Origin of the sequence: Roseateles agri, assembly GCF_034043675.1 — a bacterium.
Taxonomy (GTDB): Bacteria; Pseudomonadota; Gammaproteobacteria; order Burkholderiales; family Burkholderiaceae_C; genus KK5.
In genome coordinates this window covers 447,036-463,260 of sequence record NZ_JAXCLA010000006.1, presented here as the reverse complement: position 1 = coordinate 463,260, position 16,225 = coordinate 447,036, and the positions used below count along the sequence as shown (strand labels likewise).

The window sequence follows — 16,225 nt, the reverse complement described above, 5'->3', positions numbered from 1 at the left end:
ATTTTCTCCATGACAGAAGATCCTTCCCCCGCCGACGAATACGCGATGCGACTCGCGCTGGACCAGGCGCAGAACGCCCGGCTCGTCGGCGAGGTGCCGGTGGGCGCGGTGCTGATGCGCGCCGGTCAGGTGATCGCCACCGGCTACAACCGGCCGATCACGACGCACGACCCGACCGCGCATGCCGAGATCGTTGCGCTGCGCCACGGAGCGACCCTGCTGGGCAACTACCGGCTGCCCGAGTGCGAGCTCTACGTAACCTTGGAGCCCTGCGCGATGTGCGCGATGGCGATGATGCATGCGCGGCTCAAGCGCGTCGTGTTCGCGGCACCCGATCCGAAGACCGGCGTGGCCGGCTCGGTGATCGACCTGTTCGCGCAGAAGGCGCTGAACCACCACACCTGCGTCGAGGGCGGGCTGATGGCCGAGGCCTCGGCGACCTTGCTGCGCGAGTTCTTCGCCGAGCGGCGCGAGCTGGCGCGGCAGCGGCGCGACGCGCGCCGTGCGGCAAGTCCTGACCCCCAGGCTAACTTTGACCCCATCCCGGCCGGCGAAGCCATCCACCTCGACGAAGATCCGAAGCCATGACGACGACCCTGACCCTCTACACCCCCGCCGGCGTGCTCGCCCAGGCCCAGCCGCTGAAGCGTGCGGCCAAGCGCCTCGGCAAGCTCGGCTTTGAGGTCGCGGTCGACGAGGGCGCGCTGGCCAAGCACCAGCGCTTCGCCGGCGACGACGAGGCCCGGCTAGCCGCGATCCACCGCGTTGCCAAGGCCGCGCCGGACATCGCACTGGCCACGCGCGGCGGCTACGGCCTGACGCGCCTGCTGGACCGGCTCGACTGGAAGCTGATCGCGCACAGCATCGAGCACGGCACGCGCTGGGTCGGCCACAGCGACCTGACCTCGCTGCAGCTGGGCCTGCTGGCCCAGGCCAAGGGCGCGGTGACCTGGGCCGGCCCGATGGCCGCGGCCGACTTCGGCCGCAGCGAGGAGGAGGGCGGTGTCGACGACGTGACGCAGGACTGCTTCACCGAGGCGATGAGCGGCGCGCTGGAGGCGGTGGGCTTCCGCACCGAGGCCGGCTTCGATGGCCTGGGCGCCAAGGGCATGCTGTGGGGCGGCAACCTGTGCGTCGTCAACTCGCTGCTGGGCACCAAGCACCTGCCCAAGGTCAAGGGCGGCATCCTGTTCCTGGAAGACGTCAACGAGCATCCCTACCGGGTCGAACGCAACCTGCTGCAGCTCGCGCAGGCCGGCATCCTCGATGCGCAGAAGGCCGTGGTGCTGGGTGAGTTCAGCGCCTGGAAGAAGTCGCCGCTGGATCGCGGCTATGGCCTGAAGCAGGCGATCGAGGCCGTGCGCGCGGTGACGAAGACGCCGATCCTGACCGGCCTGCCCTTCGGCCATGTGCGCACGATGGTGACGATGCCGGTGGGCGCCAAGGTGGAGCTGCTGGTGAGCGGCCGCGATGCCTTCATCGGCTGGGACCTGGGTCACCATCACGGCCACCACGATCACGATCATCACCACGGTCACTGACCGACCGTGCGCCAGCTGCTCTCGCTGCTGCTGTTGCTGGCGCTCGCCGCCTGCAACAACAGCCCGCATCCACTCGGCTCGGAGAAGGAGAACACGCTGTTCATGGCCTTCACCGAGCGCTCGCCGCGCTACCTGGATCCGACCTCGTCCTACTCGGCGCCGGAGAGCAGCTTCACCTACGAGATCTACGAGCCGCTGTACGGCTACCACTACCTGAAGCGGCCCTACACGCTGGTGCCGCGCGGCGCGAGCGAGGTCGTGAAGCCCTACTACCTCGATGCTGCCGGCAAGCGCCTGCCCGAGGACGCGCCGGTGGAGCAGATCGCCCAGAGCGTCTACGACATCCCGATCCGCCAGGGCGTGATGTATGCGCCGCACCCGGCCTTCGCGAAGGATGCGCAGGGGCACTACCTTTATCACCACCTGAGCCGTGCCGAGCTGGGCGACAAGCGCTCGCCCTTCGACTTCCCGGTGCAGGGCACGCGCGAGCTGGTCGCGGAGGACTACGTCTACGCGCTGAAGCGGCACGCCTCGCCGCGCGTCGAGGCGCCGATCTACGGCCTGTTCGCCGAACACGTGATCGGCCTGCAGGCCTATGGCGAGCTGCTGCGCCAGGAGAGCGCGAAGCAGCTGGCCGGCCTGCCCGAGACCCTGGCGGACAAGCCCTTCCTGGATCTGCGCCAATGGCCGCTCGAAGGCGCGCAGGCGCTGGACGCGCATCGCCTCCGCATCAGGATCAAAGGCAAATATCCGCAGTGGTCGTACTGGATGGCCATGACCTTCCTCGCGCCGCTGCCGTGGGAGGCCGATGCCTTCTATGCCCAGCCCGGCATGAGCGACAACAGCCTGTCGCTGAACCAGTGGCCGGTCGGCACCGGGCCCTTCATGATGAAGGTCTATTTGCAGGACCGGCAGCACGTGATGGTGCGCAACCCGAACTACCGCAAGGACGACCTTTACCCCTGCGAAGGCGAGCCCGAGGACGGTCCGGCCGGGCGGCTGGCGGACTGCGGCAAGCCGCTGCCCTTCATCGACAAGGTGGTGATGGACAACGTCAAGGAGCGCGAGCCGATCAAGGAGCTGTTCAAGCAGGGCTGGATCGACCTGCCCGAGGTGGATCGTGCCGACTGGGGCGTCGAGTTCCTCGTCGACAAGAACGATTCCGACGAGGTGCACAAGCGCTTCGACGAGCGCGGCTACCAGTTCCCGATGCGGGTGGACATCACCAACTGGTACCTCGGCTTCAACTGGCTGGACCCGGTGGTGGGCCGCGGCGACACGCCGGCGCAGCAGGAGCGCAACCGCAAGCTGCGCCAGGCGCTCTCCATCGCGATCGATTGGGAGGAAGGCTATGGCCGCATCTTCCGCAACAAGGGTGGCGATGCGGCGCACGGGCCGGTACCGCCGGGCGTGTTCGGCTCGCGCGAGGGCACGGTCGAAGGCATTGACGCGGTCACGCATCACGTGGTCGACGGCCACATCGTGCGCCGGTCGATCGAGGATGCGAAGCGGTTGATGGTCGAGGCCGGCTACCCCGATGGCCGTGACGCGCAGACCGGCAAGCCGCTGGTGCTCAGCTACGACTTCAACCGCGTCGTCACGCCCGAGTTCAAGGCCGAGAACGACTGGATGGTCAAGCAGTTCGCCAAGCTGGGCGTCCAGCTGGAGATCCGCGCGACGGACTTCAACCAATTCCAGGACAAGGTGCTGAAGGGCAAGCACCAGGTCTTCTGGTGGGGCTGGTTCGCCGACTATCCGGATGCCGAGAACTTCCTGTTCCTGCTCTACGGCCCGAATGCCAAGTCACTGCATGAGGGCGAGAACGTGGCGAACTACGAGAACCCCGAGTACGACCGACTCTACCGGCAGATGCAGACGCTGGAAGAAGGGCCGGAGAAGCAGCGGGTGATCGACCAGATGGTGAAGATCGTGCAGCAGGACGCGCCCTGGGCTTTCGGCTATTGGTCCTACTCGGGCCTGGCCTTCCAGAGCTGGCTGCACAACGGCAAGCCGGGCGTGGTGGTGCGCGACGTGCTGCGCTACTACCGGATTGACCCGGCCGAGCGCACGCGCAAGGTGCACGCCTGGAACGATCCCGTCTGGTGGCCGCTGCTGGTGCTGGTGGGCGGCGCGGCCTTCATCGCATGGCAGACGCGGCGCAGCTTCATGGCCCGCGAGCGCGCCACCGCGCCGGGGTACTCGGCATCATGATCCGCCATCTGCTGCGCCGTTTCGGCTATGGCCTGCTGGTGCTGGTCGGCGTCAACCTGTTCACCTTTTTCCTGTTCTTCTCGGTGAACACGCCGGACGACATGGCGCGCCTGAACATCGGCGGCAAGCGGGTGACGCAGGAACAGATCGAGCGCTGGAAGACCGAGCGCGGCTACGACAAGCCGCTCTACTGGGACGCCTCGGCCGACGGCGCGCGCAAGCTGACCCACACGATCCTCTGGGAGCGCTCGGCCTCGCTGATGGTGGGCGACTTCGGCCGTTCCGATGCACGCCAGGCCGTCAACATCGGTCATGAGGTGAAGGTGCGCATGGGCGTGAGCCTGCAGCTGGCCGTGCCGGTGTTCGTGCTGCAGCTGCTGGTCAGCGTGAGCTTCTCGCTGCTGCTGGTGTTCTTCCGCAACTCGGCGATCGACTTCTGGGGCGTGGTGCTGTGCGTGCTGATGCTGTCGATCTCCAGCCTGTTCTACATCATCGTCGGCCAGTTCTTCTTCTCGCGCGTGCTGCGGCTGGTGCCGATCAACGGCTATGAGCCGGGGCTGGATGCGGCGAAGTTCCTGGTGCTCCCGGTGCTGCTCTCGCTGCTCTCGCGGCTGGGCACCGAGGCGCGGCTGTACCGGGCGATGTTCCTGGAGGAGATCGGCAAGGACTACGTGCGCACCGCACGGGCCAAGGGCCTCAGCGAGCAGGTGGTGCTGTTCCGCCATGTGCTGCGCAACGCGCTGATTCCGATCATCACCAGCGCCGGCAGCTACCTGCCTTACGTCTTCCTCGGCTCGCTGGTGTTCGAGAGCTTCTTCGGCATCCCGGGCCTGGGAGCCTTCATCATCGATGCGATCGCGGGCCAGGATTTCGCGATCGTGCGGACGATGGTCTTCCTCGGCGCGGTGCTGTACATCGCGTCGAACGCGCTGATGGACGTGGCCTACACCTGGGCGGATCCGCGGGTGAGGCTGTCATGAAGCTCGTCTTCTTGTGGACCGACATCGCGCTGTGGGCGATGTTCGCCGCGCTTGTCGCCTATGTGCTGCGCATCCGCAGCCAGCCGAACCTGCGCGCCACCTGGGAGCGCGTGCTGCGCGATCCGGTGGCGGTGAGTGCCGGCGTGGTGATGGCGGCCTTCCTGCTGGTGACGATGGTGGACAGCATCCACTTCCGCCAGGCGCTGCCCGGCGGTGTCTACGACACCCGCACCGAGTCGCTGCTCGACGTGGCGATGAGCCGCCAGATCGCGGCGCGCGAGAGCAGCTATTCCGCGCCGCTGGCTTGGCGGGGCTACAACAAGGCGCCGACGGCCGACGGCGCGCGCGACTATCCGAAGCTGCAGTTCGGCGGTGCTCAGCTGCAGGACCCGGCGCGTGACTGGGCCGGCGACGTGCTCGGGCGGGCGGGGCAGGGGCTGGCGCTGGGTCTCGTTGCCGCGGTGCTGCTGTTCGCACTGTTTGCGGCTCGGCTGGCCCGCGCGCATGGTGGTTGGCGCGGTGGCGCGCGCGACCTGCTGGTTGATCGCACGCACTACCCGCTGCGGGCGGCCTGGCTGACCTTGGCGGCGATGGCGCTCGTGGTCGGCCCGGTGCTGATGCTGATGCCGCACTACCACATGCTGGGCACCGACCGCACCGGCAACGACGTGCTCTACCAGGCGCTGAAGAGCGTGCGCACCGCCTTCGTCATCGGGGCGCTGTCGACGCTGGCAACCCTGCCGCTGGCGCTGGTGCTGGGCGTGCTGGCCGGCTACTTCAAGGGCTGGGTGGACGAAGCGATCCAGTACCTCTACACCCTGCTGAGCTCGGTGCCCAACGTGCTGCTGATCGCGGCCTGCGTGCTGATGGTGCAGGTCTTCCTCGACAAGAATCCTGAGGCCTTCGAGACCGCGGCCGAGCGCTCGGACCTGAAGATGTTCCTGCTGTGCCTGATCCTCGGCCTGACCGGCTGGGCGGGCCTATGCCGCCTGGTGCGCGCCGAGACGATGAAGCTGCGCGAGCTGGACTACGTGCAGGCGGCCACGGCCTTCGGCGTGAGCGACGCGCGCATCATGGCGCGCCACATCGTGCCCAACGTGATGCACCTGGTGCTGATCACGGCGGTGCTGAGCTTCTCGGACCTGATCCTGTACGAGGCGGTGCTGACCTATGTGGGCGTGGGCGTCGACCCGACGCTGATGAGCTTCGGCGGCATGATCAACCTGGCGCGGGCGGAGATGTCGCGCGACCCGGTCGTGTGGTGGAGCTTCGCCGCCGCCTTCGGCAGCATGGTGGCCCTGGTGCTGGCGGCCAATCTGTTCGCCGACGGCGTGCGCGATGCCTTCGACCCGCGCTCGCGCAGCCAGCGGCCACATCTTCGCTTGGTGAAGAAGGTGCGTGCCTGATGCTGAGCATCGAAGACCTGAGGCTGGCCATCGATGCCGACGCGGGGCTGGTGCGCGCGATCGACGGCATGCGGCTCACGATCTCGCGCGGCGAGACCTTCGCGCTGGTCGGCGAGTCGGGCTGCGGCAAGAGCATGACGGCGCTGGCCCTGATGCGCCTGCTGCCGGACGGCACCCGCATTGAGTCCGGCAGCGTGCGGCTCGACGAGACGGACCTGCTGGCGCTGCCCGAGGCGCGGATGCGCGACGTGCGCGGCGGCCGCATCGGCATGATCTTCCAGGAGCCCTCCACCAGCCTGAACCCGGTGATGAAGGTGGGCGCGCAGATCGTCGAGGCGATCGAGGCGCACACGCCGCTGCGTGGGCGCGCCGCCCGGGCCAAGGCCATCGAATGGCTGCGTCGTGTCGGCATTCCCGAGCCGGAGCGCCGCATCGACGACTATCCGTTCCGCATGAGCGGCGGCCAGAAGCAGCGCGTGATGATCGCGATGACCCTGGCCGCTGAGCCCGACTACCTGATCGCCGACGAGCCAACGACGGCGCTGGACGTGACCATCCAGGCCCAGATCCTCGACCTGCTGCGCGAACTGCAGCGCGAGCGCCGGCTAGGGTTGCTGCTGATCACGCACGACCTGGCCGTGGTCAGCGGCATGGCCCAGCAGGTGGCGCTGATGTACGCGGGGCAGATCGTCGAGGTGGCGCCCGCGGCGGATTTCTTCGCGGCGCCCAGGCATCCCTATGCGCGGCTGCTGCTGCAGGCGCTGCCGGACACCGCGCGACGTGGCCAGCCGCTGGCGGCAATCGCCGGCACCGTGCCGCCGCTGTGGACCGAGTTTGTGGGCTGCCGCTTCGCGCCGCGTTGCGATCGGGCGATGGTGCATTGCGCCGGGACGCTGCCCGAGCTGGAGGAGGTCGCGCCGGGGCATCCGGTGCGTTGCCTGCTGTACAGCGATCCGCGCGAGGCGCTGCCGGCTGACGTTGTCGATGTGAGGGAAGCGCCAGCGCCTCTCGCGCGACCCGATGCACTGCAGCCGTTGCTGGACGTGCGCGACCTGCATGTGCGCTTCCCGCTGCAGCACCATCGTGGTGGCGCGGCCTGGTTCCACGCGGTGCGCGGCGTCTCGTTCTCGATCGCGCCCGGCCGCACGCTGGCCCTCGTCGGCGAATCCGGCTGCGGCAAGACGACGACCGGCAAGGCCATCGTGCAACTGCTGCGGCGCCAGGCGGAGGTTGAGGGTCAGGCCTTGCTGGACGGAAGCCAGGATCTCTTTCTGGCGCGTGGCGCGGAACTGCAGGCCGCGCGCCGCAGCGTCCAGATCATCTTCCAGGATCCGTTCGCCTCACTGAACCCGCGGATGCGCGTCGGCGACGTGCTGGAGGAAGGCCTGCTGGCGCTTCGCCCGGACCTGGATGCCGGGGCGCGCCAGCGGACGCTGGCGATGCTGGTCGACCAAGTCGGCCTGCGCCGTGACGCGCTCGACCGCTGGCCGCACGAGTTCTCCGGCGGCCAGCGCCAACGGATCGCCATCGCCCGCGCGCTGGCCGTCGAGCCTCGTCTGATCGTCTGCGACGAGCCGACCTCGGCGCTCGATGTTTCCGTGCAGGCGCAGATCCTGAACCTGCTGCGGGAACTGCAGCGCGAGCACGGGCTGTCCTACCTGTTCATCACGCACAACATTGGTGTCGTCGAGTACATCGCGGACGAGGTGGCGGTGATGCAGGCAGGGCGGATTGTCGAGACAGGCGACACGGGCACTTTGCTCTCTACGCCAGGCGAGGACTACACGCGCGAACTGCTTTCCGCGACACCGCGCGTACGGTGGTCGCACTGATATGACTTCTACCTGACGAGGGTGTCAGCCTAGGGTGAAATACCAGTTGCCATTGAGCAACGATTGTGAAAGCTGTACAAAACTTTATCTTTCACATAATGATGTCATGTGTCTGTTTGTTAAGTATAAAAATCCATTAAAAACAATTAGATAGCATAGAACATTGCTGAATTTTTTCTCCTATAACAAGAGATTGCTGGGTGATTCCCTATCGGGTGAAAGAGTGTCTCGAACTGAAACTTCGCGCCCGACTCCGCAGTACTGCAGGTGGCTGAACGTCATCTGTTCTTGGGGCTGCGGAGCGTGGTGAAACCAACAGTTCATCTCTTCTCTGGAGAAATTTGATGTTCAAGATGACCAAGATCAGCGCCGCGGCGCTGATTGTTTTAGGGGCTTCGTCTGCCTTCGCGCAGGAAGACAGCCAGCAGCTGGAGAAAGTTGTCGTCACCGGCAGCATGATCCCCCGCACATCCGCCGAGACCACCGAAGCCATCACCGTCCTTTCGGCGAAGAGCCTGAAGGACATGGGCATCACGACGGTTGAGCAGGCGCTCCAGCAGATCGCTTCCAATCAATCGACCGTGCTGACTGCAAGCACCGTGTCCACTTGGGGCACCGGCGGCGGTTCCTTCGCCAGTCTGCGCGGCCTGGGTGCCTCCCGGACGCTGGTGCTCCTGGATGGTCAGCGCCTCGTGGCCAACGCCCAGACGGGCGGTGGAGTCGACCTGAACAGCATCCCCTTTGCGGCCGTCGATCGCATCGAAGTGCTGCGCGAAGGCGCATCGTCGGTGTACGGCGCCGACGCGGTCGCCGGCGTGATCAACTTCATCACGAAGAAGGACTTCAAGGGCGGTCAGATGAACCTGACCGGCTCCAGCCCGCAGCATTCCGGCGGCGGCGACTACAGTGGCGACATTGCCTACGGCATCGGCGACCTGGCTTCCGATGGCTACAACCTGATGGGTACGCTGAGCTACACGAAGCAGAAGGAACTGCGCGCGCTGCAACGAGGCTTTGCGCAGCGAGGCGGTGGCGACAATGCTTACTACACGGCGCCGGCCAGCTACCGAGATAGCACCGGCAATCTCTTCTCCGTCGACTATCCGGACTGCGGCAAGAGCAGCGGCGTCAATACGTCGTACCTGAATACCGCCAACGGCTACTGCGGCTACCAGTACACCAATGCGACGGACCTGCTCCCGACGTCGAGCGTTACGTCCGGCATGCTCCAGCTGACGAAGGCGCTTGACGCTGACAACACGTTGAAGCTGCAGTACTTCGCGACCCGGTCGAAGGTCCAGACCTGGGGTGGCGCGTACTCGTACGACGTGAACATGAGCCCGACCTTCAATTCGGCTTATTTCCCGACGGCAGCTCGTTCCACGCCCAACACCGCGTTCTTCAGCACGCCGGCCACGGCGACGCCGAACCTGAACAGCGACATCGATGTCCTCTGGACCGATCCGGATAACAACCGCTACCAGGGCGACCGCGCGACCGAGCAGCGCTTCCTGGCGAACCTGACCGGCTCGCATGGTGACTGGGATTACCAGGCCAACCTCAACTACAGCCAGAACGTCAGCACCGTGTTCCTGGCTGGCGGCTACCCGGACACGGACCTGCTGATGGAGACGGATCCGGCGAGCGGCAACCAGTACCTGAACCGTCTGATCAACCCGTTCGGCCCGCAGACCGCCGCAGGCCAGGCCGTCATCGACAACGCCTACAAGAGTGGCAACCTCGCCACGGCGCGACTGCGGATGTGGGACGTGAACGCGTCGGCCAGCCGTCCGGTGGGCGACTGGTTCAACGCCGGTGCGGCGACGCTGGCTGTGGGTGTCGGCTTCCGCGGCGAGCGGATCCGCAGCGCCACGACCGATCTGGCCGCGGAACTGTCGCCGGAAACGGGCTACTACCCGGCGAGCGTCACGGGCCAGCGCACCTCGCAGGCGCTGTATGGCGAACTGAACGTGCCGGTGACGAAGCAGCTGGAATTCACGCTGTCGGATCGTGAAGACCACTACAGCGACTTCGGCAGCACGAACAACGCCAAGGCGGCATTCCGCTTCCAGCCGTCCAAGATGGTGACGTTCCGCGGCACCGCCTCCACGGGTTTCCGTGCGCCAACGCTCGTCAACTTGTATTCGCCGCAGGTTCTCGGCGCTTCCACCAACTTCGCCGGCTCGGTCTGCGACCAGTTTGCGGGTATCTGCAATGCCCAGGGCATGCAGGTGACGGGGGGCAATCCGAATCTGAAGCCTGAGAAGTCGAAGAACTACGATCTCGGTATCGTTCTGGCGCCGCTGCCCAACCTGGGCATCACGCTGGACTACTACCACGTGACGATCAGCGACCAGATCACGACGCTGACGACCTCGACGATTTACAAGAACTACAACACCTTCAGCAACCTGTATCACCCGAATGCCAGCGGATCGCTGTCGATCGCCGGTGACCACAGCTGCGATGCCGGCATTTCGGCGCCGACCTGCGGCTACATCCTCCGTACGATCCAGAACTCGGGCGGCGTGAAGACGAGCGGTGTGGACATCAGCGTGAACTACACGCTCAACACGTCCTACGGCCGCTTCCGTACGGGCCTGGAGGGTACCTGGACGACGCAGTACAAGCTCCAGGCCTACGAAGGCGCGGCATGGCAGAGCATCCGCAACGACTACAGCGCGGGCTACCTGCCGGTGCTGGGTTGGCAGGATCTGCTGACGCTGGACTGGAGCAAGGGTGACTGGACGGCCGGCATCTCGAACCACTATCAAGGCGGCTACAAGGACCAGAACGGTGGACGCGTGGGCAGCTATTCGATCTGGAACGCTTACGGCTCCTGGAAGGCCACCAAGAACGTCACGCTGCTGGCTGGTGTTCGCAACCTGTTCGACACCGATCCGCCGTTCTCGAACCAGACCGACAACTGGCAAGAGGGCTACAACCCGGTGTTCGCCGACCCGACGGGCCGCGCGTTCTACGCGAAGGTGACGGTCGATTTCTAAGCGTGGGCTGAACTAGGCCGCTGATGCGGTGGTGGCTGGATAAGCTGCCACCGCGTTTTTGCATTTGACAGGAGGTTATGACCCGATAGCCCGGGTTAGCCCCATAGCAGTGCGGGCCGTCCTTTCATGTAAAATTCGGCCCGCGTCTGAGTGAAAGTCAATGTACTTTTTGACAGCGACATTGACCGGATCTGGCGTCAAGCCCGTGGCCAAAAGCCAGCGGGCATTTTTGTTGAATTGGGTACTCAACGTGCCCTGAGTTTTCGAGTTCTTGTTCTCCTGCAGCCGCAGGCCTGTTTCTTGCGTAGCCTACAAGGCCGACACTTGGAGCAGCTCCGGCGTGCATTTGCTGGCAAGCAGCAGCTCCTTGACTCAGGTTCTCGGCGGACCCAGTGCATTTGCTGTGTGGGTCGCCTCCCCCGCATATCTTGATGAAGAGATTGGCAGTCTTATGAAGGAGCGCGCATGAATTTTGCGCAGGAGAAGAACGGCTCGTCGCGAGCCACAGGTTTTGGTGTCGTGGTACTCATCCACGTCATCATCATCTGGGGTCTGGCGAGCGGTCTGGCCCGCAAGGCGTTCGAGAAGGTCGCTGGACCGATCGAAACCAAGGTGATCGAAGAACAGGTCAAGCCGCCGCCGCCGCCCGAGAAGGTTGTGCCGCCGCCGCCGGACCTGAAGGCCCCGCCGCCCCCGTTTGTGCCGCCGCCCGAGTTCGTGGTCACGGCACCGCCGCCGCCGACACCTGTCGCGGCCACGACGTCCACCCCGCCGCCGGCCGCGCCGATTCGCGCGACGCCCCCGCCGGCTGCACCTGCGCCTCCGGCCGCGGCTCCCGCTCCGGCTGGACCGCAGAAGGCTACTGCGGCTTGCACGAAGATGGGCAAGCCGGACGTCCCTTCGATGAGCTGGTCTGGCGAAGCCTCGTATAAGGTCACCGCTACGGTGAAGGCCGGTCGCGTGGTGCCTGATTCGATCAAGATCGCTGCGACCCGTTCGGGTGTCGATCGCAAGGCTCAGCGGGCCATGGCGGCTGCCATCACGTCAGCAATGACCGATACCTACGAATGCCCTGGTGATCACGAGATCGAACAGGAATTCGTGTTCAAGATCGGCGATTGACAGAGGCTGGGTCCTCGTCCGCTGTCTAATTAGTTTTTTCCGTGCACCGGGCCAGAGCCTTCGCCAGGCCCCGCTTCCCTGAACCCAACACCGATTCTTTCGCAGGAGTTGACTCCATGATTTCTCGCCTCTCCAGCCTCCTGGCTGCCCTCGCATTCGCCGTGACCCTGGGTGCTTCGCCCCTGGCCCAGGCTCAAGATTCCGCCGCGTCCGCTCCTGCTGCCGTTGAAGCTCCTGCCTCTGACGCTGCTGCCCCGGCCGCTGCTGCCGCCCCGGCCGCTCACAAGGAAGACAACCCGTACGGCCTGATGGCCATGATCAACCACGGCGACATGGTCTCGAAGACCGTTCTGGCGCTGCTGGCCATCATGTCCATGGGCAGCTGGTACATCCTGATCACCAAGCTCTACGACACGCAGAAGCTGTCGTCGGAAGCCAAGGACGTCCGCGTTTCCTTCTTCAAGAAGGCATCGCTGGCCGAAGGCATCAAGGGCCTGAAGGAAGGCAGCGCCTTCCGCTTCATCGCCCAGTCGGGCATCGAGGCTTCGGAGCACCATGAAGGCGCCCTGACCGAGAACATCGACCACGCCAGCTGGGTGTCGATGAACGTCGACCGCGCCGTCGGCGAAGTCAACACGAAGGTGCAATCGGGCCTGAGCTTCCTGGCAACCGTCGGTTCGACCTCGCCGTTCATCGGCCTGTTCGGCACGGTGTGGGGCATTCTGCAAGCGCTGACCGCCATTGGCGTTGCCGGCCAGGCATCGATCGACAAGGTCGCCGGCCCCGTCGGTGAAGCGCTGATCATGACCGCCATCGGTCTGGGCGTCGCCGTTCCGGCCGTGCTGGGCTACAACTGGCTGGTCAACCGCAACAAGGGCGTGATGGGCGAAGTCCGCGCCTTCGCCGCCGACCTGCACGGCGTGCTGATGGGCAACCGTAACGTCGCCAAGCGCTAATCGCGCTCGGTAACGGAGAACCACCATGGCAATGAACGTCGGATCTTCTTCCGGCGATGATGAAGTTGTTTCGACGATCAACACCACGCCCCTCGTGGACGTGATGTTGGTCCTGCTGATCATCTTCCTCATCACCATCCCTGTGGTGACGCAATCGGTGGCGCTGAATCTCCCGAAGGAGACCAACGTCCCCCGAGTCACCAAACCGGAGAACGTCGAGCTGGCGGTGACCAAGGATGGCGACATCTACTGGAACACCGCACTGGTGCCCGACGTCGAAGCGCTGGTCAAGCGGCTGGGCAAGGTTGCCGTGCTGAACCCGCAACCCGAAGTGCACATCCGCGGCGACAAGGCTGCGCGCTACGAGTCGGTCGGCAAGGTCGTGTTTGCTTGTCAGCGTGCTGGCATCATGAAGGTCAGCTTTGTCACCGAGCCGCCGGCGCGCGGTGAGTAACAAGGCGAGGAGAGCCAAGCATGGGAATGAATGTAGGTAGCTCGTCCGGTGGCGATGAGCCGGAGGTGATGCTCGATGTCAACACCACGCCGCTGATCGACGTGATGTTGGTGCTGCTGGTGATGCTGATCATCACGATCCCGATCCAGTTGCACTCGGTGAACTTGGACATGCCGCCGCCGAGCAACAACAAGCCGCTGGTCGACCCTGTCGTCCACGAAGTCTTCATCGACTTCGACGGCACGTTGTCCTGGGATGGCGTCGCTCTGGCCGGCCTGCCGGACATCGAGGCGAAGCTGCAGGAAGTTGCCAACGAGCCGGACCAGTCCGAAGTCCACATCAAGCCGAACAAGCTGGTGGACTATGGCTCGGTCGCCGCGGTGATGGCTGCGGCTCAGCGCCTGGGCGTCAAGAAGATGGGCATGGTCGGCAACGAGCAGTTCGTCAAGTAAGCGTTGAAGTGACCGCCCAAGTGGTTGCTTTTGGCGATTGAAGACAAGAAGACGCGCCTCCCGCAAGGGCGGCGCGTCTTTCTTTACCTTGCAGGAGATTAAGAGATGAAACTGAAGAAGACACTGGCTGGTGCGGCAATCGGTGCTGCAGCATTCGTGCTCGGCGTCGCACCGAACGGTGAAGTCGGCTTCACGCAGGCGCAGGCTCAGGCAGACACGGTGCGCCCGGAAGTCGGCAAGCACCTGAAGGATGCGCAGACGCTGTTCAAGGCCGGCAAGTACAAGGAAGCGCTGGCCAAGGTGCGCGACGCCGAAGGCGTCTCCGGCCGTACCGCCGCCGAGAACAACGCGATCGAAGGCATGCGCGTGGCCGCTGCCTCCGGCGCAGGTGATGCCGACCAGATGGTCAAGGGCTTCGAAGCACTGAGCGCCTCGGGCAAGCTCAACGCCGCCGACAAGCTGCGCATGGAGGAGTCGATCGCCGGCACCTACCTGCGCAACAAGGACAACGCCAAGGCCCTGGTCTGGGCGCAGCGCTACTTCAAGGAAGGCGGCACCAGCGCCTCGATGAAGCAGGTGCTCACCAGCGCGCAATACCTGTCGGGCGACATGACCGCTGTCATCCGCGACACGCAGGACGAGATCGCCGCCGACGAGAAGGCCGGCCGTGCACCGTCCAAGGACAAGCTGAACCTGCTGCTCGGCGCCGCCCAGAAGAAGGGCGACTCTGCCGCCGAAGGCGTGGCGATGGAGAAGCTGCTCAACTACTACCCGAGCAAGGAACTGTGGGCGCAGGTGCTCGGCACGCTGCCGCAGAAGAAGAGCTTCTCCGACCGCTTCACGCTGGACCTGTACCGCCTGAAGCTGGCCACCGGCAACATGAAGGACGCCAACGACTACATGGAGATGGCGCAGCTCGCCGCCCAGGCCGGCTATCCCGACGAAGGCAAGCTGGTTGTCGACAAGGGCATCGCCGCTGGCGTGCTGGGTCAGGGCGCTGAGGGCGCACGCCACAAGCGTCTGGCCGACCTGATGACGAAGAAGATTGCCGAAGCCAAGGCTGCTCAGCCTGAGGCCGAGAAGGCCGCCAATGACGCCCGCAGCGGCGATGCACTGGTGCAATTGGGTCTGGCCGCCGCCTTCCGCGGCGACGCCGCCAAGGGCGCCAAGATGATCCAGGCCGGCATCGACAAGGATCAGCTGAAGCGTCCGGATGACGCCAAGCTGTACCTGGGCCTGGCGCTCAACATGGCCGGCGATACCGCCAAGGCGCAGGCCGCCTGGCGTGGCGTCAAGGGCAGCGATGGTGCAGCCGACATCGCCCGCATCTGGATCGTCCAGTCGCGCAGCAAGAAGTGAACTTCTCGCGCTGAAAGTGCGAAGGGCCCCGCGAGGGGCCCTTTCTGCTTTCTGGAGCTGCCGCGCTTATTTCGGTGCCAGGCGGATCGCGCCGTCGAGGCGGATGACTTCGCCATTCAGCATCTCGTTCGTGACGATGGCCTGGACCAGCTTTGCGTAGTCCGCCGGCGTGCCCAGGCGCGAAGGGAAGGGCACGTTCGCAGCCAGTGCGTCCTGCACCTCCTTGGGCATGCCGAACAGCATCGGCGTGCCGAAGATGCCGGGAGCGATCGTCATGTTGCGGATGCCGTTGCGGGCCAGGTCGCGAGCGATCGGCAGCGTCATGCCGACGACGCCACCCTTGGACGCCGCATAGGCCGCCTGGCCGATCTGGCCGTCGTAGGCCGCCACCGAAGCGGTCGAGATCAGCACGCCGCGTTCGCCGGTGCTCTCGGGTTCGTTCTTCGCCATCGCCTCGGCCGCGAGGCGAATCATGTTGAAGCTGCCGATCAGGTTGACGTTGATGACCTTGCTGAAGGTCGCCAGCGGGTGCGCGCCATCCTTGCCCACCGTCTTCACGGCCGGTGCGATGCCGGCGCAGTTGACCAGGCCCATCAGCTTGCCCAGCGACACGGCCTTGGCGACGACGGCCTGACCGTCGGCCTCCTGGCTGACGTCCGCCTTGACGAAGGCGCCGCCGATCTCCTGCGCGATCGCAGCACCGCGCTCTTCCGCCAGATCGGCGATGACGACGGTGGCGCCGTTGGTGGCCAGCATCCGCGCCGTGCCTTCACCCAGCCCCGAAGCGCCGCCGGTGACGATGAATACCTTGCCTGCGATGTCCATGCTTCAGTCTCCTTGGTTCACGAGTTACGTTGACGTAAACGTCAATTGTCGGGCAATGAAAAGCCGCGTGAACGCGGCTCGA

General features: G+C 65.3%; 13 protein-coding genes. 12 read left to right on the top strand and 1 reads right to left on the bottom strand.

The window, feature by feature from the left end; all coding sequences use genetic code 11:
- Window positions 1–9: 9 nt before the first annotated feature.
- From tadA to SNE35_RS19950, 12 genes are all read left to right on the top strand, one after another.
- Window positions 10–588: a tRNA adenosine(34) deaminase TadA gene (gene tadA, locus SNE35_RS20005; RefSeq protein WP_320424765.1), complete on the top strand. Its 579-nt coding sequence runs from the start codon at window positions 10–12 to the stop codon at window positions 586–588.
- A complete protein-coding gene (locus SNE35_RS20000) occupies window positions 585–1,541 on the top strand; it encodes an LD-carboxypeptidase (protein ID WP_320424764.1) in 957 nt (318 codons plus the stop codon). Before tadA ends, SNE35_RS20000 begins: the two co-directional genes overlap by 4 nt.
- Window positions 1,542–1,547: 6 nt before the next feature.
- Window positions 1,548–3,752 carry an ABC transporter substrate-binding protein gene (locus SNE35_RS19995; RefSeq protein ID WP_320424762.1) on the top strand — a complete coding sequence of 735 codons (2,205 nt, stop codon included), beginning with the start codon at window positions 1,548–1,550 and terminating at the stop codon, window positions 3,750–3,752.
- Window positions 3,749–4,732 (top strand): ABC transporter permease, encoded by a 984-nt coding sequence (locus SNE35_RS19990; protein WP_320424761.1) that lies wholly within the window; start codon window positions 3,749–3,751, stop codon window positions 4,730–4,732. The genes SNE35_RS19995 and SNE35_RS19990 overlap by 4 nt, the downstream gene beginning before the upstream one ends.
- Window positions 4,729–6,138 (top strand): ABC transporter permease, encoded by a 1,410-nt coding sequence (locus SNE35_RS19985; protein ID WP_320424760.1) that lies wholly within the window; start codon window positions 4,729–4,731, stop codon window positions 6,136–6,138. Before SNE35_RS19990 ends, SNE35_RS19985 begins: the two co-directional genes overlap by 4 nt.
- A complete protein-coding gene (locus SNE35_RS19980; RefSeq protein WP_320424759.1) occupies window positions 6,138–7,970 on the top strand; it encodes an ABC transporter ATP-binding protein in 1,833 nt (610 codons plus the stop codon). Before SNE35_RS19985 ends, SNE35_RS19980 begins: the two co-directional genes overlap by 1 nt.
- Before the next feature lie 344 nt (window positions 7,971–8,314).
- Entirely contained in the window at window positions 8,315–10,975 is a 2,661-nt protein-coding gene (locus SNE35_RS19975) for a TonB-dependent receptor (RefSeq protein ID WP_320424758.1), read from the top strand.
- A gap of 465 nt (window positions 10,976–11,440) precedes the next feature.
- Window positions 11,441–12,097: an ABC transporter substrate-binding protein gene (locus SNE35_RS19970; protein WP_320424757.1), complete on the top strand. Its 657-nt coding sequence runs from the start codon at window positions 11,441–11,443 to the stop codon at window positions 12,095–12,097.
- Window positions 12,098–12,213: 116 nt separating this feature from the next.
- On the top strand, window positions 12,214–13,053 hold the full coding sequence (locus SNE35_RS19965; RefSeq protein WP_320424756.1) for a MotA/TolQ/ExbB proton channel family protein: 840 nt from the start codon (window positions 12,214–12,216) through the stop codon (window positions 13,051–13,053).
- Between the two features lie 25 nt (window positions 13,054–13,078).
- Window positions 13,079–13,507: an ExbD/TolR family protein gene (locus tag SNE35_RS19960; protein ID WP_320424755.1), complete on the top strand. Its 429-nt coding sequence runs from the start codon at window positions 13,079–13,081 to the stop codon at window positions 13,505–13,507.
- Between the two features lie 20 nt (window positions 13,508–13,527).
- Window positions 13,528–13,959, top strand: a complete 432-nt coding sequence (locus tag SNE35_RS19955; protein ID WP_320424754.1) for an ExbD/TolR family protein — start codon at window positions 13,528–13,530, stop codon at window positions 13,957–13,959.
- Between the two features lie 105 nt (window positions 13,960–14,064).
- Window positions 14,065–15,318 carry a hypothetical protein gene (locus tag SNE35_RS19950; RefSeq protein ID WP_320424753.1) on the top strand — a complete coding sequence of 418 codons (1,254 nt, stop codon included), beginning with the start codon at window positions 14,065–14,067 and terminating at the stop codon, window positions 15,316–15,318.
- 66 nt (window positions 15,319–15,384) lie between these two features.
- Here the strand turns inward: SNE35_RS19950 and SNE35_RS19945 are convergent, their stop codons facing one another.
- On the bottom strand, window positions 15,385–16,143 hold the full coding sequence (locus SNE35_RS19945; protein ID WP_320424751.1) for a 3-hydroxyacyl-CoA dehydrogenase: 759 nt from the start codon (window positions 16,141–16,143) through the stop codon (window positions 15,385–15,387).
- Window positions 16,144–16,225: the final 82 nt, after the last annotated feature.

What these genes read in the sequence shown, in the direction of transcription:
- SNE35_RS19980 (WP_320424759.1), top strand. Translation starts at nt 6,138, where the DNA reads ATGCTGAGCATCGAAGACCTGAGGCTGGCCATCGATGCCGACGCGGGG.
- SNE35_RS19990 (WP_320424761.1), top strand. Translation starts at nt 3,749, where the DNA reads ATGATCCGCCATCTGCTGCGCCGTTTCGGCTATGGCCTGCTGGTGCTG.
- SNE35_RS19950 (WP_320424753.1), top strand. Translation starts at nt 14,065, where the DNA reads ATGAAACTGAAGAAGACACTGGCTGGTGCGGCAATCGGTGCTGCAGCA.
- SNE35_RS19985 (WP_320424760.1), top strand. Translation starts at nt 4,729, where the DNA reads ATGAAGCTCGTCTTCTTGTGGACCGACATCGCGCTGTGGGCGATGTTC.
- SNE35_RS19975 (WP_320424758.1), top strand. Translation starts at nt 8,315, where the DNA reads ATGTTCAAGATGACCAAGATCAGCGCCGCGGCGCTGATTGTTTTAGGG.
- SNE35_RS19955 (WP_320424754.1), top strand. Translation starts at nt 13,528, where the DNA reads ATGGGAATGAATGTAGGTAGCTCGTCCGGTGGCGATGAGCCGGAGGTG.
- SNE35_RS19970 (WP_320424757.1), top strand. Translation starts at nt 11,441, where the DNA reads ATGAATTTTGCGCAGGAGAAGAACGGCTCGTCGCGAGCCACAGGTTTT.
- SNE35_RS20000 (WP_320424764.1), top strand. Translation starts at nt 585, where the DNA reads ATGACGACGACCCTGACCCTCTACACCCCCGCCGGCGTGCTCGCCCAG.
- SNE35_RS19965 (WP_320424756.1), top strand. Translation starts at nt 12,214, where the DNA reads ATGATTTCTCGCCTCTCCAGCCTCCTGGCTGCCCTCGCATTCGCCGTG.
- SNE35_RS19960 (WP_320424755.1), top strand. Translation starts at nt 13,079, where the DNA reads ATGGCAATGAACGTCGGATCTTCTTCCGGCGATGATGAAGTTGTTTCG.
- tadA (WP_320424765.1), top strand. Translation starts at nt 10, where the DNA reads ATGACAGAAGATCCTTCCCCCGCCGACGAATACGCGATGCGACTCGCG.
- SNE35_RS19945 (WP_320424751.1), bottom strand. Translation starts at nt 16,143, where the DNA reads ATGGACATCGCAGGCAAGGTATTCATCGTCACCGGCGGCGCTTCGGGG.